Annotated in this window: 19 protein-coding genes and 1 tRNA gene; 12 read left to right on the top strand and 8 right to left on the bottom strand. The window is 61.1% G+C overall.

The window, feature by feature from the left end; all coding sequences use genetic code 11:
• The first annotated feature begins 77 nt into the window (after positions 1-77).
• The 4 genes from WHZ77_RS05835 to WHZ77_RS05820 all read left to right on the top strand — a co-directional run bounded on the left by WHZ77_RS05835 (position 78) and on the right by WHZ77_RS05820 (position 4,896).
• Positions 78-950, top strand: coding sequence for a hypothetical protein (locus WHZ77_RS05835; protein ID WP_375312800.1), 873 nt, complete (start codon positions 78-80; stop codon positions 948-950).
• Between the two features lie 23 nt (positions 951-973).
• On the top strand, positions 974-3,025 hold the full coding sequence (locus tag WHZ77_RS05830; RefSeq protein ID WP_375312799.1) for a S8 family serine peptidase: 2,052 nt from the start codon (positions 974-976) through the stop codon (positions 3,023-3,025).
• Entirely contained in the window at positions 3,022-4,194 is a 1,173-nt protein-coding gene (locus WHZ77_RS05825; protein ID WP_375312798.1) for a trypsin-like serine peptidase, read from the top strand. Before WHZ77_RS05830 ends, WHZ77_RS05825 begins: the two co-directional genes overlap by 4 nt.
• A 186-nt stretch (positions 4,195-4,380) precedes the next feature.
• Positions 4,381-4,896, top strand: a complete 516-nt coding sequence (locus WHZ77_RS05820; RefSeq protein WP_375312797.1) for a hypothetical protein — start codon at positions 4,381-4,383, stop codon at positions 4,894-4,896.
• A gap of 561 nt (positions 4,897-5,457) precedes the next feature.
• Here WHZ77_RS05820 and WHZ77_RS05815 read toward each other — a convergent pair.
• Positions 5,458-6,189: a hypothetical protein gene (locus WHZ77_RS05815; protein ID WP_375312796.1), complete on the bottom strand. Its 732-nt coding sequence runs from the start codon at positions 6,187-6,189 to the stop codon at positions 5,458-5,460.
• A 121-nt stretch (positions 6,190-6,310) separates the two neighbouring features.
• Complete coding sequence (locus WHZ77_RS05810) at positions 6,311-8,056, bottom strand: DUF262 domain-containing protein (protein WP_375312795.1); 1,746 nt, start codon at positions 8,054-8,056, stop codon at positions 6,311-6,313.
• Between the two features lie 138 nt (positions 8,057-8,194).
• Here WHZ77_RS05810 and WHZ77_RS05805 point away from each other — a divergent pair, with 138 nt between their 5' ends.
• A complete protein-coding gene (locus WHZ77_RS05805) occupies positions 8,195-8,536 on the top strand; it encodes a hypothetical protein (protein WP_375312794.1) in 342 nt (113 codons plus the stop codon).
• A gap of 310 nt (positions 8,537-8,846) precedes the next feature.
• On the opposite strand, the gene WHZ77_RS05800 is transcribed toward WHZ77_RS05805, so the two are convergent.
• Complete coding sequence (locus WHZ77_RS05800) at positions 8,847-11,576, bottom strand: ATP-binding domain-containing protein (protein WP_375312793.1); 2,730 nt, start codon at positions 11,574-11,576, stop codon at positions 8,847-8,849.
• A gap of 680 nt (positions 11,577-12,256) precedes the next feature.
• Between WHZ77_RS05800 and WHZ77_RS05795 the strand changes: the two genes are divergently transcribed.
• The gene (locus WHZ77_RS05795) at positions 12,257-14,530 is read left to right on the top strand and encodes a Z1 domain-containing protein (RefSeq protein ID WP_375312792.1); all 2,274 of its coding nucleotides are present in this window, start codon (positions 12,257-12,259) and stop codon (positions 14,528-14,530) included.
• Positions 14,531-14,596: 66 nt separating this feature from the next.
• On the opposite strand, the gene WHZ77_RS05790 is transcribed toward WHZ77_RS05795, so the two are convergent.
• From WHZ77_RS05790 to mnmA, 5 genes are all read right to left on the bottom strand, one after another.
• A complete protein-coding gene (locus WHZ77_RS05790; protein WP_375312791.1) occupies positions 14,597-15,418 on the bottom strand; it encodes a metallophosphoesterase in 822 nt (273 codons plus the stop codon).
• A 144-nt stretch (positions 15,419-15,562) separates the two neighbouring features.
• Positions 15,563-15,639, bottom strand: a tRNA-Met gene (locus tag WHZ77_RS05785).
• 249 nt (positions 15,640-15,888) lie between these two features.
• Complete coding sequence (locus WHZ77_RS05780) at positions 15,889-16,248, bottom strand: hypothetical protein (protein ID WP_375312790.1); 360 nt, start codon at positions 16,246-16,248, stop codon at positions 15,889-15,891.
• Positions 16,249-16,377: 129 nt separating this feature from the next.
• Positions 16,378-17,016 (bottom strand): class I SAM-dependent methyltransferase, encoded by a 639-nt coding sequence (locus tag WHZ77_RS05775; RefSeq protein ID WP_375312789.1) that lies wholly within the window; start codon positions 17,014-17,016, stop codon positions 16,378-16,380.
• A 187-nt stretch (positions 17,017-17,203) separates the two neighbouring features.
• Entirely contained in the window at positions 17,204-18,385 is a 1,182-nt protein-coding gene (gene mnmA / locus WHZ77_RS05770; RefSeq protein ID WP_014439927.1) for a tRNA 2-thiouridine(34) synthase MnmA, read from the bottom strand.
• A gap of 343 nt (positions 18,386-18,728) precedes the next feature.
• On the opposite strand from mnmA, the gene WHZ77_RS05765 reads away from it, so the two are divergent.
• The 6 genes from WHZ77_RS05765 to WHZ77_RS05740 all read left to right on the top strand — a co-directional run bounded on the left by WHZ77_RS05765 (position 18,729) and on the right by WHZ77_RS05740 (position 25,349).
• Positions 18,729-20,345, top strand: coding sequence for a flagellar hook-length control protein FliK (locus tag WHZ77_RS05765; protein WP_375312788.1), 1,617 nt, complete (start codon positions 18,729-18,731; stop codon positions 20,343-20,345).
• A 13-nt stretch (positions 20,346-20,358) separates the two neighbouring features.
• A complete protein-coding gene (locus WHZ77_RS05760) occupies positions 20,359-21,069 on the top strand; it encodes a flagellar hook assembly protein FlgD (RefSeq protein ID WP_375312787.1) in 711 nt (236 codons plus the stop codon).
• 431 nt (positions 21,070-21,500) lie between these two features.
• Positions 21,501-21,776, top strand: a complete 276-nt coding sequence (locus WHZ77_RS05755) for a DUF1153 domain-containing protein (protein WP_002714638.1) — start codon at positions 21,501-21,503, stop codon at positions 21,774-21,776.
• Positions 21,777-21,969: 193 nt separating this feature from the next.
• Positions 21,970-23,586: a flagellar basal-body MS-ring/collar protein FliF gene (fliF, locus tag WHZ77_RS05750; RefSeq protein ID WP_375312786.1), complete on the top strand. Its 1,617-nt coding sequence runs from the start codon at positions 21,970-21,972 to the stop codon at positions 23,584-23,586.
• Between the two features lie 42 nt (positions 23,587-23,628).
• Positions 23,629-24,726 carry a flagellar motor switch protein FliG gene (fliG, locus tag WHZ77_RS05745; RefSeq protein ID WP_375312785.1) on the top strand — a complete coding sequence of 366 codons (1,098 nt, stop codon included), beginning with the start codon at positions 23,629-23,631 and terminating at the stop codon, positions 24,724-24,726.
• Positions 24,726-25,349 carry a FliH/SctL family protein gene (locus WHZ77_RS05740; protein ID WP_375312784.1) on the top strand — a complete coding sequence of 208 codons (624 nt, stop codon included), beginning with the start codon at positions 24,726-24,728 and terminating at the stop codon, positions 25,347-25,349. The genes fliG and WHZ77_RS05740 overlap by 1 nt, the downstream gene beginning before the upstream one ends.
• The last annotated feature ends 3 nt before the right edge of the window (positions 25,350-25,352 follow it).

The following is a 25,352-nucleotide window of genomic DNA, read 5'->3' as shown; positions in this document are numbered from 1 at the left end:
CCTAGGGTCTTAATCGCTAATTTTTGCACGCAACGATTTTTGAGCGGCTGAGAACATCGGCCGCAGAGGGTATTCTTATGCTCAAAATAATTGTCGGAATTCTCTCCGTTCTGTCGGCGCTTCTCGGTTGGTCGGCAGCTTTCGCCGATGTCGAGAGCTCTACGGAATTGGTCCGTCGTATCCTGCAGGAAGCTGTCGCCGAGCCGTCAAATCCGGCGAAAGTGGAAAGCCTTCTGAAGATCTTGATCGAATCGCCCGCGGGATCCGGACGCTACGTCGTCGAGGGGGATATTCCGATCGCGCGCGAAGAGATCGTTGATTATCTGAAGTCGCTTAAGAATCCAGATATCGCCAATTCGAGGTCCGACGAACTCATCGTCAATCTCGTCGGCGGCAAATTCGACTATTGGAAAAATCCGGAACAACGAAAGCTGACATACGGTTTCGATGATAAGTCGTTCCCCACCGCCGAGAACGTCCAGTTCACGCGGGCAAAGTTCCGGGCTGCGGCGGACGATTGGGTGGCTGCCTGCTCCGACTGCGGAATTACGTTCACCGAAGTCGCCGAAAACCCGTTCTTCAGGATCAAATACGAACCGACGTCGGACGGAACGATTGCGATGTCTTTCTTTCCGAGTTCGCCGCCAACCGACCGATTTCTATACGTCTACAAGCCCTTCCTCACGCCCGACTTGCAGTTCGATCACGTGGGGGTGCTGAGGCACGAAATCGGTCATATCCTGGGTTACAGGCACGAGCACATCGCCAATATTCCCGGGTGCGCCACCGAAGGAACGAATTGGAAGCCGATCACGCCTTACACCGCGAACTCGGTCATGCACTATTTCTGCGGCGGAAAAGGAAGTCTCGACCTCGCGCTGCGGGATGCGGATAAGCGCGGACACCGATGCCTTTATCTAACAGGCAAGGCCTGTCCGGTCAGCAATTAGCAGAAGCGGCAAGGGAGGGGCGGATGCGTGCTGCGATCGTACTGGCCCTGTTTGTCGCCGTGACTGTCAAACCCGCTGTTTGTCAGACGAACGGAGAGAAGACGTCAGGGGCTTCTGAAACGAGCGCGGAAAAAAGCGAGGGGGCATCGTTCCAAATCGAGTTTCTGGGCAAAGACCCTTCGGCCGACTGGGCCAAGACGGTCCTCACGCTGATGAAGACCGGCGAGGTTCCGACGAGTACGCTCACGCTCGAAAAGGGCCAAGATCCTTGCAATGCCGTGTTGCAACGGCTTCAGTTCGACAAATATCACCTTGGATGTTCGGACGGGATGAAGGAGGTCATCCGGCAACTCAATCCAACCCTCCCCTCACCCTCGCCGATCGGCCAGACGGTTCTCTATCCGGACCTCCCGATAACGAAGTCGGTACCGTGGCGTGCCGCGTTCGACAGTGCGATACCGGAAGATGCGGACCGGTTGGTTAAAGTCAGGGAGCTATGGAAGAACCGGAAGACCGGCGAGAAGGCTGCCGGGACTCAACGCACGCTCGGATTCGAAGGCGTCGCCGTCGAATTGAAAGTGCCTACAAGCCCCGAAAACTACAAATGGGTCGAAGGCGTCGAAAAATTTAACAAGGATATCGATCGGTTCGAGACGCGGGCGGTTGCGAAAGAAAGTAATCCGCCCGCCGGTCCGAAGTACAGCAACACGCCGATAGACTGGGCGGAAAGCTGCAATGCGCCGCCGATCCCAGCTACTGCGGCTCCTCCTTACATCTCTCTTCTCAACGCGACCGACAACCCGAGCTGCTCGGCTGCCTGCTCGAAACCGGGAACGTCGAACTGCCCCGAGATCGTCCTCGTGGATCAACCCGTCGATCTTCACCAAGATCTCATCGGCTCGTTGCGGAAACCGAACGCCGTACCCGCCGAAAAATGGTGTCCTTTCAAGAAATACGATGCGACGAAACATCATGGGACGCATCTCGCCGGGATCATGGTCAGCGCCGGGGTTGTAACGGGCTTCAAGGGCCTCGCCCCGAATGTATCGCTGGACAGCCAAGCGATAGCCGACCCTGCGATAAAGAAGCTGCTGGACGCGAAAGCGAACTTGTCGGGTTTGAAGATTTACGTATACGCGGGAAAATTCAAGAACGACTACTCGATCGCGACGACCGAAACCCGAAGACACAAGCCTCCACAAGTCGAAGACATCTTGTCGAGTCAGGGGGTGTGGGTAGTGGCGGCCGGCCAGCAGGACACGGTCGTCGACATCGGCCGAAAGACCACCGACTCCCCAATGAACCTGGGGGACCAGAAGAACGTAGTCGTCGTCACCTCGTGCGACGACTGTCACGGAACCGAGGCGTCGATATCCGACTGGGCGAATTACTCGACCGAGGGATTGGTGACCGTCGCGGCGCCCGGCGGCTCGGGCAAGCGTCAAATTCCGTCGACGATCGATGCGAGCAGGCTCGGTCTCGCGTACGGCACGTCTCAATCGACGGCTCTGGTCGCTGGCCTGCTCGCCGAGATGGCGAGCTGCTTTCCTCAACGCTACGTGAACGGCGCTCTTCTTAAGCAACGGCTCGAGGCTATAGCTAAGCCGGCACCCACCGAGGACATGTCCTCGAAGGTTTCCGCCGGCATCGTGGACGCGACGTTCGCTTTCCGCGATCCGGACGTGCAGATCGTGAAACTTGCGGGAGACTCCGTCAAGATCGCGAAAAATCTGTGGTTCTGCACGGAGAGTATCCGGTTGAAAAACGTCGTCGACGATGACGCCCTGGAAATTGGCCCTATTTCCGTGAAACGTGTCCGCGGCGTCTACAAACAAATTATCGAAGGACAGACCGGCTGGCGGGTCAGGTATCAATTGAAACAGGGCGAGCCGACTTTGACTTCACCGTTGGTCCGCCTCATCCCGGACGGCTCTTGGAGCCCCGAGAAACCGTTGTTTTACGTAGACGGCTCGAGTGATCTGCCTTCGCGGCCGATCCAGATCGACGAAGTCGAAACGCTGATCCCCGGCTTGGCCGGCGGCAGCGTCCCTCCTGCCTTTCAGGGCTGCCGATGAAGCTGTCTGGTCGCCTCAGCTTGATATTTGTTGCTGCGCTGGCCGCTATCCAACCCTCGCTTGCCGCATCACCTTGCGAGGAAGCGCCCGAGCTGGCGACGGAATTCGGCGCCAATACGATGTGGGGCAAGAACGTTCAGCCGTCTGGGGCCCCCACCGCCTTGACGCTCCCAAAGGACATTCGATGGATCCGTGTCGCGGTGAAACCGGAATATCCCGGCCCGGAATGGGTCTTGACGATCAGGGATGTCAAAGGTCGTCCGTTGCAAACCATCTCGTCTTCTGTCGTCGTTCAAGGTCACCCGTTCTGGACCGATCGCTTGCCGGTCAACGAGCTTTATTTCTTCCTCGAAAGCAGCGATCCGGCCGCCAAAGTCCGATTGACCGAATATGTCGCGATGTCAGCGACGGCAAAGCGTCCGTATTATTCGATACAAGGCCCCAAGGAAGCTTGGATCGACCTGTTCGAATCTCCGCTGGAAAACGTCGATAGCCTCCACCGAAGGAAAGGCGACGCGGTCGGAATGTTCGTAGCGCATTCCGGCTCGAATCTGAATGGTTTCAAGGTCTGGAGCTGTAGCGGCTTCTTAATCGCCGATGCGCCTAAAATGCTTTTCGTAACGAACGACCATTGCGGCGGGCCCTGGAGCGCGGAAGATCGCTGGTCCGGAGGGGTATGCGAGACGGCCATCATCGATTTTTCCTGGGACGGCGACCTGGTCAAACGGGAGTTCGGATGTCGGAGCGTAATGCGTGATCAGGCGAACGATCTCGCCGTCCTCGAGCTTTCCGGTCCCCAGACCGACGTCCCGCCGAAGGCACTCGTGCTCCGCAACAAGTCCCTGAACGATGAATCTGTATCGATCATTCACCACCCGGCCTCTCTCCCGAAGCAGATTTCGCAAAATTGCAAAGGTGTCACCGATGCCGCAGCCGGGATCGACACTGTCAACCTACAATCCGATTTCGCGCACCTGTGCGATACCGAGGGCGGCAGCTCCGGAGCGCCGGTGCTGGACGACGATGGGCTCGTCGTCGGTATCCATCACCTGGGCTTTCAGAGGGATACGCACGGCAAATGCGACATGTTCAACAAGGCCGTCGACGTCGCGAAGCTCGTCGCGTTTCTAGCGTCGAAGCCGGAATTGAAGGGATACCAGATAAAATAAGGCGGACCGATTTCAATATCCAAGCTTGAATAAAGGTGATCATTTCGGCCCTAGGGCACCACCAAGCAGCATTCTGTATTGACTGAACGTTCCAGTGCAGGTTTCGGCGAAGTTGTCACTATAGCATCTCAAAACTGCTGAAGACTTAGACCTCAAGCCTTCTTCCTTCCCGGAGGAATGTAATTCATGACGAACCGCTCGCTTGATCTGTTTCCGCGACTCGCTTCAATCGTCGTGTTTTGCGCAGTCGCTGGCCATTCGGCGCTCGCCGATTGCCCGGCAGATCCGAATTGGCTGCCGCAGACGCCGCAGCCGACTTTCGACAGGCCGCCGCCGCACCCGGAGCCCGATTGCGTCTTCTACAAGCCGGCGTGGCAAAACTTCCTGTTTGCCGCTCAGCCAAAAAACAGAATTCCCGCATTCTTGTCATATCCTACCATAAGCGATGTATTCGGCCCTGAGAGCGCGCCGAAGTTTGCCGCTAAGAAATTAAGTTTACTCGCGTTAGCGCCTCGATCGCTCAAGGGATCAAACAATTTCGATGCGGCTTCTGCGGCGAGATTTCCGGGACCGAACACCGCTGGGTCGATAAATGCGGGCGTCCGCCAGGCAGGATTTGCCGGCCTCCTTACGATCAGAGCGGTCAACCGGTCTTTTACGCCATCTCGCGACCAACAAGCTGACGACCAAGGCGGCGGTTGAGAATGCCGACCCCAATCTCGAGATGCCTAAGGGTGCCGTGGAGCTCAAATCAGCTTGGAAGGTCGTTCCGAAAAATAGCGTACCTTCGAACTAGATCACCGTCGCCGAAGCAAGCGTGCCGGCGCTGAAACGTGATGGATCGAAGTTGGTGATCGACGAGGCGGCTCCGCCGCGAACCGAAACCGTCGCGCTGCTCGCAATCCACGTCGTGTTTATACCGGAGGGACATCCAGAATTCGTCTGGGCTACGTTCGAGCACGTAGATGCAAACGGAATTCGCGATCTGGCTCCGGCCGCGGCGGCTCAGCCGTCCGTGGAAAACGGCCTCCCAGGCGGTGTCGACGGCGCGATCAGTTCACAGGATTTCGTGCTCTACAAAAGCGGAACTCTAGCCTACTGCGGACGTAGTGATGCCGGATCGATTGTTGGCCATCCCCGCGCAGCCAGATCATATTGGGGAAAACGACCTCCGTCTCCGCAGCGCAAGGCCGGATGTTCGGATGGCCGCGGAAGCCATACACCACCGCCCGCAGCCGTGTCGGCCAGGCAGGCGGCATGACATCATCGTCGTTCATTTGCATAGGCAATCGTTTGCAATGCTTTGTTCGCGTCGCTTCGCCCTTGATAGAGCCCCAGCAAGTCGCCTTCGTCCTCGATCGTTTCGATGCGAAAAAGCGTCCAGCGCTTATCCTTGCCCTGCACAATACGGAAAGTCCGACCATTGCGACGGCAATAAAGGGCGGCGGAGCCATCGATCGGGGTCCAACCACAATCGGCTCCAGAGAGGAAGCGCTGTTCGAGCTTTGCCCGCTCCTCTTCTTTCAGCTTGCGATATCGTTCCTCCTGCTCTCGCCGGAGCTTCTCGTCCTCGCGCTCCAGGTGCTCCTGAAGCATTCCGATGATTGCGCGCATCTCGGTACCTTGCGCCTTTACCGAGCGATACAACGCCAGGCAACCATTCTTAAGGTCTTCGTTGGGATAGCTCGTGTAGGGCTGCTCCCAGATCGCGCGCAGACGCTGTTCTACGTCTGTCCTGGTCAGCGGCGGGCCTGGCAGATTATTGAGGGAGGCGAGCAGGTCTTCCGTCGGAATCCAGCACGGAGCAGCAGCCTTTGCCACCTCCTCCCGTTCAGCTTCCCACTTGCTCCAGATCGAGCCCGCTCGATCGACCGCGTTCAGGATGTCCCGCGCAAGCTTGTGCACGCTGTGGGGATCGCGCAAATGCCGCAGCGATGGACTTTTCACGTAGTCGAAAAGCAGCAAGGCCACCGCGTGTCGGCGGTCGGCGCTCATGCGCGCACCTCCACTTCCTTGTCAAATCTGCGCTTCCCTAGGATGAAGTTCAAAAATATCCGAGCTGATCATCGGCAGATTACCCTTGGGTCGCGCTCCAAAACCAACATCTGACGCCACGCTATGCTTGCCGACTTGCGATGAGCTCGGCGACGACATCGCGCGCAGCAGCGCGGGCGGGACTCATTGGAACTTCTTGGATCCCCCACTGTTCGGCCAACAATGAAAGATGCCGCTTCTGCCGTTGTTCGTAGGCGTCCATGTCCCATCGAGACAAAACAATCAGTTCCTGCGCACTCGCGTAGGTGGCCCTTTTTTTCCCTGCCGCTGTACTTCCTTGACCAGAGTAGATCTTCTTCTTTTCGGCAAAGGGAGCGTTCGAGGCGCTGGAGTTCTTGCGGGAGGTCAAAAGAACGAGATTGCCGATCGTGTCCGTCACCGCGCTCCGGCTCGCCTGATCGAATTCGATCCATTCCTCCGGCTCCGGATTTTGAGGAAGAATGTGCTCGACTGTCTTTTGACCTTCCCAGACGACGGGCTGCTCCGCGAGGAGCCGGTCCAGCCGCTCGAGTATGGCGCGCACGACTCTGACGGGGAATCGGCTATAGATTGGACCGCTCAACGCGAGCCGCGCGTCCTCATTTTCCTCTGCGGTTGGCATCAGGCAGGCGTCCAAGGTCGCGTCCAGCCCGCGCAAAGCCCGAATTATCTCGGCATATCGGTTCAGCCGTTGTGTGTCGTATCGCCGAGCAAGCTGCATTATCCACGCGAGCCCCTCTAGCTTTTTCAAAATGAAGATCAGTCTTTCCGACGATCCAAATTTCGTCGCTGCTGCAAGCGCTACCGGCATCCAGTCCCTGTTGGGCAGAAGACGAAGTCCGGAGAGCGCTTCCATGCCGTCCCGCCTCAAATTTTCAGGGAAGTCCTCCCCCTCGCCATCCAGGATCTCGGCGATCCAACGCTTCGCCGGCGCGAGCTCCTCGTCCAAGAATTTTTTTACGTCCGAGGAAGATGCCCCTTTGAGCCGCTCTTCATACGCCTCGCTCAGGGAACGCCTGTTTTTGGTTTCCTCACGGATGAAACGGAGGTTCTCCAGAAGTCCCTCGAACTCCTCGCGTCCCAGATCGGCCTCGAACTCCCTCCACCGCGCGGCTTGATGCGCGATCTCCGCCGGCGCGAGCTTGGCGAGCAGGTCTGCCTTGATTACGTCGGCATTCGACAGATCCAGGCCGCGATCGTTCAACACTCTGAATATCCTCAGAGCAGCGGCCCGCGATTCCGTCGAAACGACAACAAGGACGCACCGTCTCAGCAGGAACTTGACGAGCGACTGACGATCGGCGTCGCTCAACGACAAGACGCTCGCACGCAACTTGACCGCGTTCTCCCACATCAAGCGCTGAGCCTCGTTCCTCGGCTTGTGAGGTGGCTCGGTCTTGGCTGCGGCGCCAGGGACTTGGATGGCTTCTCGAAAGAAGACTCGATCCTCCACATGTGCGATGACGCGTACAGCCTCGACCTGATCCATGAACGGATTCGGCTCGATGTAGACGGCGGCCCCGAGTGCGTCACGTTCCTGCTGTTCCGTGGCCGCGTCTCGGAGGACAGCGGCGAGAATCGTCAGCGTGGTGAGGCGCTGCTGGCCATCCACGACTTGGCCGATGACTTGACCAGGCGGCTTGATAAGGACGATGCTGCCCAGGAAGTACGGTTCGCCCTCACCCGACTGCATTGCCTCACGGAGGTCCTCGAACAGCTGCAAGGCATGCTCTGGAAGCCAGGCGTAGGGACGTTGGTAGGGTGGCACTTCGTGAACGAAGGTGTCGCCCAGGACCTCGGCCACGGCGTGTTGGTTGGCGGAAATCATCGATGCCCTCCCCATAACTCCTCCGATTTAGATACAACTTCAAGTTCGCTGTCCACCCTTCGAAATTCTTCCGTTGTGCTAATGGAAAGCGCGCGGGAATTGTCTATGCTGCGATAGTCGAATCCGGGAGGGGCACCGATGGACGCTGCATTGAAGGCGAAGATACGCGCCGAACTATTCCGTTGTGCGGTCGCCGGGGCCTTTCCGACCTATACGGACTTTTTCAATCGGATCCATCCCGGCAAACAGATGGGCAATTTTCCCTACCAGACCCATTTCAACGAGATCGCGAAAGACGAGCGCGACCTCGGATATCCGGACATTACTTTCCTCGTTAGAGGGGTAAATGGGTATCCGAACCAGATCGATTTTCGCGATGCTCGGAAAGGTCCGGACGACGATCAACTCTCTAGTCTGCGTGCCGGTACAAACCGACTTATCGAACTCTACTGCCCGCCAGATACTCCGAATCCATACTGACCTGCGGAAGATAATCTCTTTTGCGTTCGCACCTGTGCGCGCTTCATTCGCGAAATCGCCCCAACGGTTAATTGTTCGGCTTGGCTCGGATCGTCGCACTAGGTACAGCGACTTGCTAAAGCCGCCGCAACACCCGGTAGTCGGCCGAGCGGCTCAGGGCTTCCGCCATTGCGGCCAGGCTCATCGCATTACCTGCGGCGTGGTCGCTAGATATCGCCCTTTGGGTGCTATTCACCAGCATTCCGCGCTAGTAGCGGTCTCGACTGTACCGCGGGTCTCCCAGCACTCATTCGGGACCTCAAACACCCGTTCAAATGTGGCGCTTGGGCCAATGGTCCGCGAACGTGGCGTGCAAGCCTTCCAATTTTAACGGAAGGGCGGGACCTTCGGTGGTGAGGCCGAGGTAGTATGCGGCACGTGTGGCGCCGACGTAAAGATATTTGTCGAAGAGGTCGGGCGCACGCTCGGCGAGCCTGTCCAACCCGATAAAGAATACGCCTTCAAACTCAAGGCCCTTGATGTGTTGAACGTCAAAGACCCGTATGTCGTTCTCCTGTCCTACGGACTGACCGCGAACACAAGCCACGGCGTGGAGATTCTTGTCGGCAAGTGCCGCGTCGAGGGTTTGCGCAAGCAGTTCCACCTCAGCCTCTTCATTCACCAGCACCGCAATGGATGGCAGAGATCCCGTAAGGTTTTCGATTTCGCCGATACGATCGGCCAACCAGGCGCAAACGGCGTGACGATCGCGCAATCCGTTCGCGAGGACCGGGCGCACACCATCGTTGATTACATGTGCAGGGAGTTGAGTGTCGGGCGAAGTCCCCGAAAGCTGGGCGATACGATTTGCGAATTCGTTGAGTTCTTTGCTGTGACGGTAGCTGATATTGATGGTCCGGACGTCGATGTCCGCGAACACCCACTTCAGTTCGTCGACCGAACGACTGCCCCAGTTGGTGACACGTTGATTGAAGTCGCCGCACGCCAGAAACGATCGCGTCGCCGGATCGCACAGATTTGCCATGCAAGCCAACTGCAGCGGGGAGAAGTCCGTCGCCTCGTCGATCACGATCTGGTTGCGCAAGGCGTCTCGGAAGGATTGTAAGGTCGGATGCTGGCCTGCGGCGACCTCGGCGGCGATCGTTCTGTTCGCGAGAAGTCCATTGGCTGCGCGCAGGGTCGCAAGCAAAAGGACGTCGGCTTCCAAGGGAAACAGGTCGGTCGCAGCGATTGGCTCTGCGCGATACCATCGATTTTCAGCCTGCCTTTCGCGACGGAATCGACGGTAGCGTGCCGGAACGCCGGAGATCAGACGCCGCATGGGGTTCGCGAACCGGCGAGCCGACGACTGCACCTGGAGACTTGCGCCGATCGAGCGCAACTCCTCTGCGGAGGGTACCTTGCTACCGAGCCAGTCGATGATCTTCCTGTAGCGGCTCTGTGTTGGGAGCGACCGGCTCGCGGCAATGGCACGCGAGTGAGCTCGAATTGCCCGCATGTACGCCTCGAAAGCGGCATTGCGGGCATCGGCCGGCTGCGGGCCGTCTTCATCCTCGTCCACATCCGTATCGTCGGGCTCTTCCGTCGTCTCGGTCGTCATCGCGATGAACGCGATGAGCTGCGTGAGCAAGGTCTGATCGCGCCTCAATTCGGCGGAAAACGCGTTCCTGATTGTGAGGTCGGTCTCGGCCTTGATCTTGGCGATCAAGGCGCGGACGTCGTCCGCGGCTTCGCCGATCGCAATGAACTGTGCGGACGAGGTATCTCCCGTCCCGTCCAGTGTCCGCGTCAAGCGCTTCCCGACGCGCGATGTCTCAGGATCGCGGTTGTCCGCGAGGATCTTGGCGTGTTGAGTGAGCTCGGCCCAGAACGTCTGTACGTGCCAGTTCTCGAAATCCTCGAACCATGCGATTTGGCGCCCGATCGTCTCTGTCAGTAGAGGGTCGAAAGCGGATTTGAGAACGAAGGTGCCCGACCCGAGACCGGCGCGCAGAATGCCGAACCTGTTGCGGGCAAGTTCGCGCCGGTAATCGTCCCACGTCTGCAATCGCGCGTCGGGCGCCGCGATACCTTCTCGCGCAAATGCCTCCTTGAGATAGAGTTTCAGCAATTCCGTGGGAGTGAACATCAGCCAGCTTCCGGTATGACCGGCGGCTCCAGCGAACGAGCGCGCAATAAGCGCGTCTTCCTCCGCTTGCAGAAATTCGCGATCCAGCTTCAGTCCGAGCCTCTTGATCAGCGTGGTGGTCTTGCCGGTGCCGGGCGGCCCCAATATAACCAGCCGGCTGTCCAGCGGCAGGCGAAAGATCTCGTCCTGGTACTGATCCAGCAGGGGTTGATCCCGCAATCCCATCTTGAGGATGGCATTGCGGCGCAGGCCTTCCAGTACGTTGTCGGCTTCCCTGCCTTCGGCCAGAAGCGCGTCGAGGATGTCGGCGCTTTCCGCAGCGCCCGTGGACTTCAGAAGCTCGCGGAGAGAAGTGACCGTGACGGGACCGTAGTTGACCCCTTGAAATACTGTATCGCGTGAATCCCACTTCTTGTCTTTGATGTCCGGTTGCAAGACCGCGCGTTCGGCCACCTCGAAATTGCGCATGCCCTTCGATGTGCGCACATCTTGGTCGCCTCCGACCGGCAGCGACGCCATTCGTCCGATCGGTGAGCGATAGCTCGCCATGGTATGGCGGTCGTGGGGGAGCGTGCCTGCGCGCGCTATGAAGTAGACCTTCTCCTCCCCTTCGTCGTCGCGGAGGACGAGACGCGCGATCGCAGGCTCGCGCGCGAGGCCGACGAGCTGCTGCCGCTGTTCCGAAGTGATGTCGCTCATGTTTTGAACGGCATTGGCCCCGGTCAGCGTGTTGACGACGGCGAATGATTCGGCGCCGGAAGCGCGGACTTCGCCGAGCTTTGCGTTGGCGGCATCGGTGATGTCCGAAAAGAAGCCTAGCGTGTCGTCGGCGATGGTCGAGAGTTGCTCTTTTTGGCTAGTTTCCCCGGCCCCTGACCTCCCTGTCTTCGTTTTAACCGATGATCGCGCCATTCTCCCCCCCGATTGTCGACGAAGGGCCGGCTCCGCCGACCCGAGTTTATTGCCCGTCGAAGATATCGGCTTTCGGAGTGGAAACCGAACGAAAATTGCCTTCCCGGCCGTCTGCTCGCCTTGATTGTGGAAAGTCGCTTCGGAGCGGCCCACAGCCGCCTGCCAGGGTACAGGCTCAGATCGGCGGGCCTGGTTGCGGACCCTTCAGGGCATCGCCCTTGAGACGCACTTCGGGCGCTGCGCCGCGAGGATGGTAGTCATGCTACGTGCCTGGCCGAGCTCCTGCTGCAGAGCCTGGCAGTCGCCTCCAGAGGGCGCGGGAGACGCGCAGCAGATGCCTAGTAATCTGCCTTTAGCCCTAACCGGCGCGCTGAGACGCGAGAGCCATTCTGCCTGCTGTCGGCGCCGGCTTCGTCCAGTGCCAATATTCCATCGGTAGGCCGTCGTCCGGGGCCAGCGCACACGCTGCCGACGCGGCTTGTGTTCTCCATGCGCCGGGGGCGGCATGGCCAGCTCGTTTGCGGTCGACCATCCCCCAGGTAGAACGTTCAGGAACATGAGAGGCGAGCTCTCCCTCATTTTTAGATTTATCTTGCATCGAAGTTCTTCCTGTCCCAGTATTTGTAACAGAAACTCGGGGGCGCTCGCGAAATATGCGATCCAGTAAGAGCCGGAAGGGGATGGGCGGGCGCCCTCGGAAAGAGCCGACGACAGTTATTCGGCTTCCATTGCCCGTCGCTGAAATTGCTCGTCAGTTGGCGGATGGTTTGCTGCACACGGGCGGCGTGAAAAGGCTGTTTGAACAGCAGCATGGTAGGGAACAAATGGGATTCTACGCGCGACTCCGCGACAAAAGGAAGGACGACAGCGAACTGCAGGCTTGCATCGAGGATGTACTTAGTAGGCTCGAATCCGCAGCCGATCCCGACAAGCCAGGTATGCTGTTGGGAAAAATCCAGTCCGGAAAAACTAGAGCGTTTCTCGGCGTGATGGCCCGCGCTTTCGATTTCGACTACGAGATCGCGATTGTGCTGACAAAAGGCACCAAGACGCTTGCAACGCAAACCGTCAGGAGAATAGCGCGCGACTTTCGGGAGTTTATCGACAATGACGAGATCATTCTCTTCGACATTATGCAGACTCCGGAGTCTCTCACGAAAGCCGAGCTTCGTCGAAAGATTGTCATCGTTGCCAAGAAGCAGGTGAACAACCTGTCTCGGGTAAGAGCCTTATTCGACAATGAAAAATATGCCTCGCTGAGGACGCGCCGAATTCTTCTCATCGATGACGAAGCCGACATGGCGAGTATCCGCTTCACGAAGAAATCAAACGATCCTGACTTTGATCAAGGAACAATCGCGAACCAAATGGACGATCTGCGCCGATCGTTTCGGGTATCATTCCTTCAGGTCACGGCGACACCTTATGCCCTGTACCTGCAGCCCGGCGACTATGAGAACGCCACCAAAACCAAGGCCGTTTTTCACCCAAAGCGACCAGCGTTCACTGAGATACTCCCAATCCATAGCGCCTACGTCGGGGGAGACGACTATTTCGGCGGCCACGGCGCTGACGATCCTCGCTACTACCTGTACGTGGAAGTGGCTGATCGCGAACACGATGCGTTACGTGTAGAAGACAACCGAGTAATTCGGGATGACCGCCTCTGGACAAGCGATAGTATAAAGGCGCTACGCCGCGCAATTATCACGTTTCTCCTCGCTATCGTGGTTCGGCGCCTACAACAAAGGAAGCTGGATCAGCCGCCTCAAAAGTATGCGATGATCGTTCATAACGACACGCAGCGCGCAGCTCACGATTGGCAGTGGTCAACCGTCGGAAAGCTGGCGAAGCTGTTCGAAAAGGCCGCAGATGATAACGACACCAAACTGAAGTCAGCGTTTGACGAAGCCTACGCGGATCTTAAGAAATCCGTAGAGGCAGATTCAGGCTTCATGCCCACAGCGAAAGAGGCCTACATAGAGCTCAGGCATCTTCTTTCTGACGGCGAGCTGAACATTCAACGGGTGAATTCCGATGTTCAACTTGAGCCCCTCCTCGATGCTGAGACGGCCGAATTGCGGTTAAGAACAAAGGCCAACATTTTTATAGGGGGAAGCATTCTAGATCGAGGAATTACGGTCCCAAATCTTATTTCATTTTACTACGGTCGCAATCCAAAACGCATGCAAGCGGACACGGTTCTCCAACATTCTCGCATGTATGGCGCGCGCCCAAAAGCTGATCTTGCGGTCACGCGCTTCTACACGTCCCGAGGCGTGTACAATCGGCTTGTTCAAATTCATTCTTTGGAGACCGCCTTGCGACAAGCCTTCTTAAATGGCGCCCACGAAGACGGTGTTGTTTTCATTCAAAGCGATCCACGGAACGGTTTTGTACCATGCGCACCGAGTAAGATTTCGGTCAGTGACGTCATCGCGATCAAGCCGAGCGGGATTCTTCTTCCTACTAAATTCGACACAGTTGCTCAAACGCATCTCAACAAGGCGATGAAGAGCTTGGACAATCTGGTTCCGAGTCGCGCCATCGGATCCAAGGCATTCACTGAGATTACGCTCGAGAACGCCGTAGCGATTCTTGACGCAATAGAACCAACACTGGTGCTCGACGACGAGGGAAGCTTCGAATGGGAGGCGATGAAAGGATTGCTGCGGTATTACGCAAGCAACGCCAACGGAAAGGTTCAACTAATGGCAGAGTCGGGAAGGCGCCTCGATCGGCAGGCTTCGGGCGATAGATCTGGTTTGTCCATCTTAGGTACGGCCGAGCTGCGTAATCTTGTGTTGGCTCCCCGCGCAGCACCGGCATTAATCCTCTTGAAGCAAGACGGCGGCCCCACTCTCGGTTGGAAAGCCGGTCCTTTTTGGTGGCCGATGATCGCTAGTCCACCTGGTGCGAAACCATGTGTGTTCGCGACCAAAGTCGCTGCATAAAGATGCTGACCTAGCTGTGGAGCCTCAAGAGGATGTCCTTGGTCACGAAGCGCAAGGACTCGCCGGCTACCGCGGTCTCAGGCGCGGAGCCCATTCCGGGATCTCGACGACGAGATCCGGAATGAAACCGGCGGAGTTTTCGAACCCGTTGCCGCCACTGTACCCGCGAGGATTGCATACGATGCGCGTCGTCTCGCCAACGATGTAGTCGTGCGTGTCGTGCACGTGACCGTGGATCCACAGCGCCGGCTGACGCTCCTCGATCAGGGCGGAGAGGTCGCTGATGAACGAACTGTTGATCGCGCCGTCGTCGGCATAGCGCTCGTGCAGCGATCCGGGATGCGGCGCATGGTGGGTGACGACCACGGTCGGCCCATCATGCTCCTCGGCCAGGCGATCCGTCAGCCAGCGGCGCTCGGCGACGTGGCGACGGTAGGCCTCGGCCGGCGTGAACGACCGCGGGAATTCGGCGCCGTCCGACGTCCGGATGAGACGGTGGTCGTTCAACTGCATGCCGGCGTACAGTCCAGCTACCTGGTTTCGCGCCTCGAAGCGATAATCGGTCCACAGCGTGCAGCCGAGGAAGCGGACTCCATCGATGACCGGCACCGCGTCGGCGTCCAGGAACGTCACGTTGGTGCCGCGCGCCTTGTCGCGGATCCGGGCGGCGGCGTCCTCAAGGATGCTCCCATAGTACTCATGGTTGCCGGCGACGAAGAGCACCTCTTTGCCCCGCAGCGCGCGCTGGTTGGTCAGCGAGCTCACCGTCCGGTCGGCGTGGTGGATGTCGCCGGCGAACACCGCCACGTCGAAGTCCAGTCCCTCCGGAACGTCGTAGTCGTGCGGCCAGACCTCGCCGTGGAGATCGGATGCGATGAAGATTTTCATGGGCCGTACGATCGTGCAGCCGGCGGCAAGAGACAATGCCGGTGAGCGTATCCAAGGATTCGGGCGAAACGCTTGCTACGGATCTGCTACGGTGATTTTAGCGAGGAGCCCGCTGCCCATAAGTGGTTGAAGTAGCATAGTTTTTGGTAGCGGGAGAGGGACTCGAACCCCCGACCCCAGGATTATGATTCCCGTGCTCTAACCAGCTGAGCTACCCCGCCACAGGGTCGCGAACGGCGGAACAGCCGATTTCGCGAACGCGCGGCATATAAGGAAGGGGGCGGCGGGCTGTCAATCCGCGTTTGCCAAGGCATCAGCAAATATGTCGGCGGGTGAATTTGGCCTCTTTGGGCGCTGAATCCGTCATGGCCGAGCCTGTCCCGGCCATCCACGCCTTCATTCGCTGCCCCAGAGAACGTGGATGCCCGGGACAAGCCCGGGCATGATGAGATTGGGGATTTGGATCAAGCCTATTTCGGCCGGACGGTCGGGTCGCCGCCGGGGCTCCCGGGGGGCGGAATCACGGGGGTGTTGCCGCCGGTGTCGGGGGCCGGGGCATGCATGTCGGGGTCGACGCCGGAGGGCGGGCAGAGCACGCCGTCGGTCTTGGCAAGCTTGTCGCCGAGCGGTTCCCGGGACTGGCCGGTTGTGGTGGTGCCGTCGGGAGCGGTGGTCAGCCGATCAGAAGGCGCACAGCCGGGGCTGCGTTGCGGGGATGGCGGCGCGGTCGCTTGCGGCGGTGTTGCCGGGGCTGGCGGAGCCTGCGCGATCGCGGCGCCGGAGGCAGCGATCAGGAGGCTGGCCAGCATGATGTTCGATGTGGTGCGCATGGGAGGGAAACGCGCGGGGCGGGGGCGATGTTCCAGCCTGAAGCGCGATGTGATCGGAGGTCCCGCCACGAACTCGGTGCACCTCTCCGCAAGCGGGAGAGGGAGCGTACCACCGGGTGCCGCTCGCGCTTACGCCTTGTGGTAGCGGATCAGCGAGAAATGGCCCATCGGCGGCATGGGCCGGCGCTCGGTCAGCGTGACGCCGCCGTGCTTTGCGGCCCAGTTGACGAGGCGGTCCCAGGGGAATTCCGGGCGCCAGCCGAGGCGGCGGGCGATGGGGGCGAAGGCGAGTTCGAACAGCTTTCGGGGGCCGCTTTCGGCGCCGATGTGGTTGACGAGGATCAGCTCACCTCCGGGCTTGAGCACGCGCACGAACTCGTCGAGCGTCCCTTCGGGATCGGGCACGGCGGTGATGACGTATTGCGCGACCACCGCGTCGAAGAAGTTCTCAGGGAAGGCGAGGTTCTTGGCGTCCATCACCGAGAGCACTTCGACATTGCTGAGCCGCATCGCGCGCACGCGCGCCTGCGCCTTGCGCAGCATCGGCTCGGAGATGTCGACGCCGCAGATCTTCGTGGTGCGCGAATAGTCGGATAGCGAAAGCCCGGTGCCGACGCCGACGTCGAGGATGCGGCCGCCGATGCGGTCGGCCTCGGCGATGGTCGACTGCCTTCCGGCGTCGAACACCTTGCCGAACACGAGATCGTACACCGGCGCCCAGCGGCCATAGGCCTTCTCGACCCCGGCCCGCGAGATGTCTGCTGCCATGCCCCCTACCCTTACTTCACCGCTCCCGTAGGGAGAGGTCGGATCGCATCGAAAGATGCGATCCGGGTGAGGGGTTGCGGTCTCAACGATAGTTGCGGCCCCTCACCCGGATTGCTTCGCAATCCGACCTCTCCCCGCTGGGGAGAGGTAAACCCAGCCCAACCAGTTGCGCTAAATCTCATCATCCTCAGCCGCGCACGGCTTCTGCGAGCGGCCGCGCTGCGTTGCTCGCGATCTTCGCCGCCGCGCTCTGGATGAAGCCGCCGCCGAGCACGCGTGCCTGGCCCGAAGGCGCGTCGTAGAACACGCAGGCCTGGCCGGGCGAGACGCCCTCTTCGCCAGCGACGAGCTCGACCTCGTAATGACCGTTGCCGCCTCGCAACCACGCCGGCTGGGGCGCGCGGGTCGAGCGCACGCGCACGAACAGTTCGAGGCCGCCACCGATGGCGCGGTCGATGTCGCCGTCGCCGATCCAGTTGACGTCGCGCAAGCTGATGCGGTGCATCTTCAAGGCGTCGCGCGGGCCGACGACGACGCGGCGGTTGGCGGCATCGAGCCGGACCACGAACAGCGGCGCGTGGGCGGCGATGCCGAGGCCGCGGCGCTGGCCGATTGTGAAATTGGCAATGCCATTGTGCCGGCCGAGCACGCGGCCGTCGAGATCGACGATGTCGCCGGGGTCCATCGCGTTCGGACGCAGGCGGGTGATGATGTCGGTGTAGCGGCCCGTGGGCACGAAGCAGATGTCCTGGCTGTCGTGCTTGTCGGCGACGCTGAGCTCAAAGCGACGCGCGAGCTCGCGCGTCTCAGGCTTGGTCATGTCGCCGAGCGGGAAGCGCAGGAAATCGAGCTGTGACTGCGTGGTCGCGAACAGGAAATAGCTCTGGTCGCGGTCGCTATCTGCGGCGCAGACCAGCGCGCGCGAACCGTCGTCGCGGCGGCGCGAGGCGACGTAATGGCCGGTGGCGAGCGCCTGGGCGCCGAGCTCGCGCGCGGTCTTGAGGAGGTCGCGGAATTTGACGCTGCGGTTGCACTCGATGCACGGCACCGGCGTCTCGCCGAGCGCGTAGCTGTCGGCGAAATTGTCGATGACGGACTCGCGAAAGCGATCCTCGTAGTCGAGCACGTAATGGGGAATGCCGAGCTTGGCCGCGACGTCGCGGGCGTCGTGGATGTCCTGGCCGGCGCAGCAGGCGCCCTTGCGATGGGTCGCCGCGCCATGGTCGTAGAGCTGCAGCGTGATGCCCACGACGTCATAGCCTTGCGCCTTCAGCAACGCAGCCGTGGTCGAGGAATCGACGCCGCCCGACATGGCAACGACGACCCTGGTATCCTCAGGACGGCCTTCGAGATCCAGACTGTTGAGCATGGCTTTTAAGGTGTGACGGCGGCGTTCGGCGATCCGCGATGTGCTTCTGGCCCGGACATCGGCAATCCCAAGGGAACCCAAGTTCCCGAAAGGCACGGTCTGCCCGGTCGAAAGCGGCTGAGAGCGCCCCTTTAATATAGGCGGCCTTCCGGTGAAGCAATCACGCGTGCGGAAAGCTTAGGGCAATTCTTGCCGGGGGCGGCAGAAATGCCGGGTCCGGGAGGGTGTCGCGGCGGCGCGTTCGATTTATCAAGAGATTGATTTTACTTGATAAATTGCCTCATCGCGGGGCTGGCCCACTCCTTGCTAACTTGGGGACGAAGATGTTTTCAAGGGGTCGCCTGTGGTCGGTCGGACGTCAGATGTAGCTGCCAGCGTGCCAGTTCCCAGCGCGCAGCAAAAGACTGCCCGGTCGCAGAGCACGAAGGACACCAACGACTCCTTCGGCTCGCTGGTCGACAGCAACACCCAGGCGGTCAACACCAACGCGGCGACCGCGCAGGATACGTCGCCGCGCCGGACCGAGTCCTCGTCGTCCGCGTCCGACCGGAATTCGCGCGATACCTCCGCGAGCGACTCGTCCTCGCAGAGCAGAGCGAGCGACGCCAACGACAATTCGGCTCCCGCCAGGAATGACTCGGCGGCCGATCCAGCCAAGGATTCTGGCAAAGACACCAGCAAGGCCGCCAAGAAGGACAAGTCCGAGGCGTCCGACGCCAAATCGGCCGACAAGTCCGGCGACAGCAAGGGCGACAAGACCAGCGGCACCGACGGGCTGACCGCCGCGGCCGATGCCGCAGCCGCCGCGCAAGTGGACGCGACGCAGGCCGCCCTGCCCGATCCGAACGCAATTGTGGTGGCCGTGCCTGTGGTGCCGGTCGAGCCGAACGCGGCCGCGAGCCAGACCAGTGATGCCGCCGCCTCGCCGCTGACGATCGCGGCTGCCGGCATCGCCGCCAGCGCTTCCACCACGGCGCAGATCGCCGGCAAGACCGAGAACGCCACGCCCGGCGACAAGAGCGCCAAAACCGCCGGCGCCAAGGTCGATGCCAACACCACGGCGACGCTCGGGGATACCGCCACCGCCACCACCGACGGCATCGCGACCGATGCCAAGACCAATGGCGGCCTGATCGCCGCGGTCGACCAGGGCACGCCGAAGACCTCATTCAAGGCCGCCGCCATCGCGCAAGGACAGGCCGACGCTTCCAATATCGGCCAGGGCGCGGGTAACGCGAACGCTGCGCAGGCGCCGGCAAATGCGACGGCCGCCAACGCCGCTCATGCGCAAACCGCAAAACCGCAGGCCGAGGCCGGCGCGACCGACGCCAAGGCCGATGCGAAGGCCGGCACCACCGATGCGACCAGTGCGGCGAACGGCACGCATGCGCATGCGGCCGCGCAGGCCAATGTCGCCGCGACCGACACCAGCGCGCAGGCCGCCTCCGCCTTCCAGGCGCCTGTGACCAACACGACCTCGGCCGCGACCGCCTCGACCGCGACGCTGACCGCGACCGCGGCCAACGCGACGGCCGTGCCGATCAACGGCGTGCCGATCGAGATCGCGGCCGCCGCGCGCGCCGGCAAGACGCGCTTCGACATCAGCCTCGATCCGATCGACCTCGGCCGCATCGACGTGCGCATCAATGTCGACCGCAACGGCCAGGTCACCTCGCACCTCACCGTCGAGAAGCCGGAGACGCTGCAGATGCTGCGGCAGGATGCGCCGCAATTGCAGCGCGCGCTCGACGACGCCGGCTTCAAGACCGGCAGCAACGGGCTGTCCTTCAGCCTGCGCGACCAGAATTCGTCGGGCCAGAATTCCGGCCAGAACAACGACAATGGCGGCAATGCCCGCCGGCTGATCATCAGCGAGGACGACACCGTTGCAGCGGCGCCCGTCGGTCGCTCCTACGGCCGCATGCTCGGATCGAGCAGCGGCGTCGACATCAGAGTGTGAGGAGTATTCGCATATGACCACCACGAATGCCGCCACCGCCCCCACCGTCGTCTCCGGCACGACCGACGTCTCGAAAAATTCGTCGAACTCGAACTCGCTGAGCTCGAACACCGGCGCGACGCTCGCCGGCAATTTCCAGACCTTCCTGACGCTGCTGACGACGCAGTTGCAGAACCAGAACCCGCTCGATCCGCTCGACACCAACCAGTTCACCCAGCAGTTGGTGCAGTTCGCCGGGGTCGAGCAACAGCTGAAGACCAACGATGCGCTGTCCCAGCTCGTCACGCTGCAGCAGACCACGCAGGCGACACAGGCGCTGGGCTTCGTCGGCAAGACCGCCCTGGTCGACGGCACCACCGCGACCATGACGAAGTCGACGGCGACCTGGCATCTCAACGTTCCCACCGACTCGACGGTCGACATCACCGTCGCCAATGCCAGCGGCCAGACCGTGTTCACCGGCAAATACACCGCCGGTGCCGGCACCGACGTTCCCTTCACCTGGAACGGAATGGGCAATGACGGCACGCAATGGCCCGACGGCAAGTACACGATCTCGGCCACCGGCAAGGACGTCGCCAACAACAATGTCGGCATCGCAGCCCAAGTGCAGGGCGTGGTGTCGTCGGTCGACCTGACCCAGTCGCCGCCGCTGCTCAGCATCGACGGCCAGAGCTACATGCTGAGCCAGGTGAAGAGCATCATCGCCACCAGCAGCAACTAGCGGCTCGCGCTACCGCCGCATATCGCATATGAGGTGTCATCCCCCGCCGAGTGCGCAATTGCGCACGGGGGCGGGGATCCATAACCACCGCGAGACATTTGGCGAGGGCTCGTGGCCAGGACGTTACTCTTGGTACTGCTACCCGTGTCTGATCGACAGATCACGCGGTATGGATCCCGGGCTCGCGCTACGCGCGCCCCAGGACGACAGTTGAGGGCTCTGCAGCCTCGCGCTCAGCCCTCTGTTCGTTAGTAAAGCATTTAAGAAGCCCCCCCGACCGGCCTGGACACAACCGTTCCGCCGGCCGGGATGGCTGTGTTCCAGCCATTTTCAAGGAGAATTGTATTGATGCCTTAGGCTTAGCGGATTTTTAAGCCCGCACGCGTAGGGTTACGGCGTGAGTTCAGTGGTTGAGAGTTTGTGAGTACGCCATGACAGAACCCCATCGCCCGAGGGTAAAATACGTCATCGGGCCGGACGGCAGTCCGCTGACGATTGCAGACTTGCCCGCACCCGGCACCAAACGTTGGGTGATCCGCCGCAAGGCCGAAGTCGTCGCCGCTGTGCGTGGCGGGCTTCTCTCCCTCGAGGAGGCCTGCAGCCGTTATACCCTGACGGTCGACGAATTCCTTTCCTGGCAGTTTTCCATCGACCAGCACGGTCTGGCGGGTCTTCGCACCACCCGCATCCAGCAATATCGCCAGTAAGCGATCCGGAAATCTGCGGCTTTTGACGAAAATCGGCCTCGCCCCGCGAGGCCGATTTTTTTCATGTCTGCTTTTCGGGCGACTTTTGTCCGACCTCTTAACCTTCGTTAACCATATCGAAACCATCACCTAGGCAATAATTGCCCAGTCGGCCCCTTCCAGTGAAAGCGGCCGAATCTGTTGGGGCGGTTGCTTGCAAGGTCTTGCGGACTTTCTGAAGGGTATCGGCGCCGCCCGGTTCGGGGCGATGATCGCGGTCACCGCCGCGCTCATCGGCTTTTTCGCGTTCGTTATCATGCGGGTGACCACGCCGCAGATGACGACGCTGTTCACCGACCTCAGCGTCGAGGATTCCTCGGGTATCATCAAGGACCTGGAACGCCAGGGCATCCAGTTCGAGCTGCGCAATGAAGGCAGCATCATCATGGTGCCCAAGGACAAGGTCACGCGCCTGCGGATGAAGCTCGCCGAAGGCGGCCTGCCCAAGGGCGGCGGCGTCGGCTATGAAGTCTTCGACAAGTCGGACGCTCTCGGCACCACCTCTTTCGTCCAGAATATCAATCACTTGCGAGCGCTGGAAGGCGAGCTCGCCCGCACCATCCGCGCCATCGACCGGATCCAGGCCGCCCGCGTCCATCTGGTGCTGCCCGAGCGCCCGCTGTTCTCGCGCGAGGCGCCGGAGCCGTCGGCCTCGATCGTGGTCCGGGTCCGCGGCGCGCTGGAAGCCCAGCAGATCCGCGCCATCCGGCATCTGGTCGCCTCCGCCGTCAACGGGCTGAAGCCGCAGCGGGTCTCGATCGTCGACGAGGCCGGCCAGCTGCTCGCCGACGGCGCCCAGACCGATCCGGAGCAGGCGGTCGGCGAAGAGCGCCGCGTCGCCTTCGAGAAGCGGATCCGCAAGCAGGTCGAGGACATCGTCTCCTCCGTGGTCGGGACAGGCCGCGCCCGCGTGCAGCTCTCGGCCGATTTCGACTTCAACAAGGTCACCCAGACCTCGGACAAGTTCGACCCCGAGGGCCGCGTGCTGCGCTCGAGCCAGACGCGCGAAGAACAGAGCTCGACCGCCGACAACAACGGTCAGGTCACCGTCAACAACGAGCTGCCCGGCAACCAGCAGAACAGCGGTCCGACGGCGAAGGACCAGAGCAAGAAGACCGAAGAGACCAACAATTACGAGATCTCCCGCACCACCAAGACCGAGGTGACCGAGGCCGGCCGGGTCAACCGCATCTCGGTCGCGGTGCTGGTCGACGGCATCTATTCCAAGAACGACAAGGGCGAGCTGGCCTATCAGGACCGCACCAAGGAGCAGCTCGACCGCATCTCCGCTCTGGTGCGCTCGGCGATCGGCTTCGACCAGAAGCGCGGCGACCAGGTCGAGGTCGTGAACCTGCGCTTTGCCGACGCCCCCTCCACCGCCCCGATCAGCGAGCCCTCGGGTTTCCTCGGCATGCTGCAGTTCACCAAGGACGACGTCATGTACTTCGTCGAGCTCGGCGTGATGATGCTGCTCGGCCTGGTCGTGCTGTTCCTGGTGATCCGGCCACTGGTCAAGCGCATCCTGGCGTCCGACGAGGTTGCCGCCGCCATCTCCGGCGTTCTGACCGGCCCGTCCGCGAGCGACGAGGCCGCGCCGGCCGGCGGCGGCCAGCCGCTGCTGCCGAGCGGCGCAGCAACCGCGATCGACGTCGCCACCGTCCAGGGCCAGGTCCACGCCCAGTCCGTTCATCGCGTCGGCGAGCTCGCCGAGCGCAACCCCAACGAGACCGTCTCCATCATCCGCCAGTGGCTGGCCGAACCAGCCAAATGACCCGCCAAGCAATCTGCCAAGTAAATCAAGAAGTGATCTGACATGGCCGCCAACGCGCAAAACGCCAACTCCAACGACATCACCAGCGTGATCTCCACGCTGGGTCAGCGCGTCGGCGACCGCGCCAAGAACGGCAAGGGAGCCGAGCAATTGTCCGGACCGCGGCGCGCCGCGATCCTGATGCTGGCGCTGGGCGAGCAATATGGCGGCAAGATCTGGGGCCTGCTCGACGACGACGAGGTCCGCCAGCTCTCGCTGGAAATGTCGACGCTCGGCACCGTCGAGGTCGATACGGTCGAGGACATGCTGCTCGAATTCGTCTCGCGCATGTCGGCCTCGGGCGCGCTGATGGGCAATTTCGACGCCACCGAGCGGCTGCTGCAGCAGTACCTGCCGCCGGAGCGCGTCAACGGCATCATGGACGAGATCCGCGGTCCCGCAGGCCGCAACATGTGGGAGAAGCTCTCCAACGTGCAGGAAGAGGTTCTCGCCAACTATCTCAAGAACGAATACCCGCAGACCATCGCCGTGGTGCTGTCGAAGCTGAAGTCGGAGCACGCCGCCCGCGTGCTCGGCATCCTGCCCGAGGAACTCGCGCTCGACGTCATCAACCGCATGCTGAAGATGGAAGCGGTGCAGAAAGAGGTGATCGAAAGCGTGGAGAAGACGCTGCGCACCGAATTCATGTCCAATTTGTCGCAGACCCGCCGCCGCGACGCCCACGAGGTGATGGCGGAAATCTTCAACAATTTCGATCGCCAGACCGAAACCCGCTTCATCACCTCGCTGGAAGAGGACAATCGCGAATCGGCCGAGCGCATCAAGGCGCTTATGTTCACCTTCGACGATTTGGTGAAGCTCGACTCCGGCTCGGCGCAGACCCTGATGCGCAACGTCGACAAGGACAAGCTCGGCGTCGCGCTCAAGAGCGCCAACGAGGACGTCCGCAACTTCTTCTTCGGCAACATGTCCTCGCGCGCGGCCAAGATGCTGCAGGACGACATGGCGGCGCTGGGCCCTGTCCGCCTGCGCGACGTCGACGAAGCTCAGGCGCTGCTGGTCAACCTCGCCAAGGATCTCGCCGCCAAGGGCGAGATCATGCTGACCAAGAACCGCGCCGACGACGAACTGGTGTATTGATGGCCGCTCCGGCAAAATTCCTGTTCGACACCGACTTCGCGGCGCCCGAGCGCTCGCCGCGCGAGAAGGCGGCGACCGCGGCCGAGATCGCCCAGAAGGTCGCGGAAGCCGAGGCGCGCGCCTACCAGGACGGCTTTGCCGCCGGCCAGCGCGAGGCCAAGGCCGAGAGCGATCGCCGCGTTGCGCTCGCCATGGAAGAAATCAACATCGGCATCAGAGGCATCGCCTCGGGCATAGGCAACATCGAGTCCAAGATGGAGACCGAGGCGGTCGACGTCGCGGTCGCAGTGGCGCGCAAGTTGTGCGCCGATCTGGTCGCCGCCGAGCCGCTCGGCGAGGTCATGGCGCTGGTCAAGGACTGCTTCTCGCATCTGGTCGCGACGCCGCATCTGGTCGTCCGCATCAACGACGCGCTCTACGACAGCGCGCGCGAGAAGATCGAGCGGCTCGCCAAGCAGAGCGGCTTCGAGGGCCGGCTGGTGATCCTGGCAGAGCCTGAAATTGCCACCGGCGACTGCCGGATCGAATGGGCCGATGGCGGCGTCGTGCTGGAGCGCGGCGCCATCGCGGCCAAGATCGACGAAATGGTCGGACGCTATGTCGCGTCCCGCAGGGGGAATTAAGCC

The sequence above is a fragment of the Bradyrhizobium sp. A5 genome (assembly GCF_042076515.1).
Lineage (GTDB): Bacteria > Pseudomonadota > Alphaproteobacteria > Rhizobiales > Xanthobacteraceae > Bradyrhizobium > Bradyrhizobium cosmicum.
The sequence above is the reverse complement of the archived record's forward strand: the minus strand, read 5'-3'. Positions and strand labels throughout refer to the sequence as shown.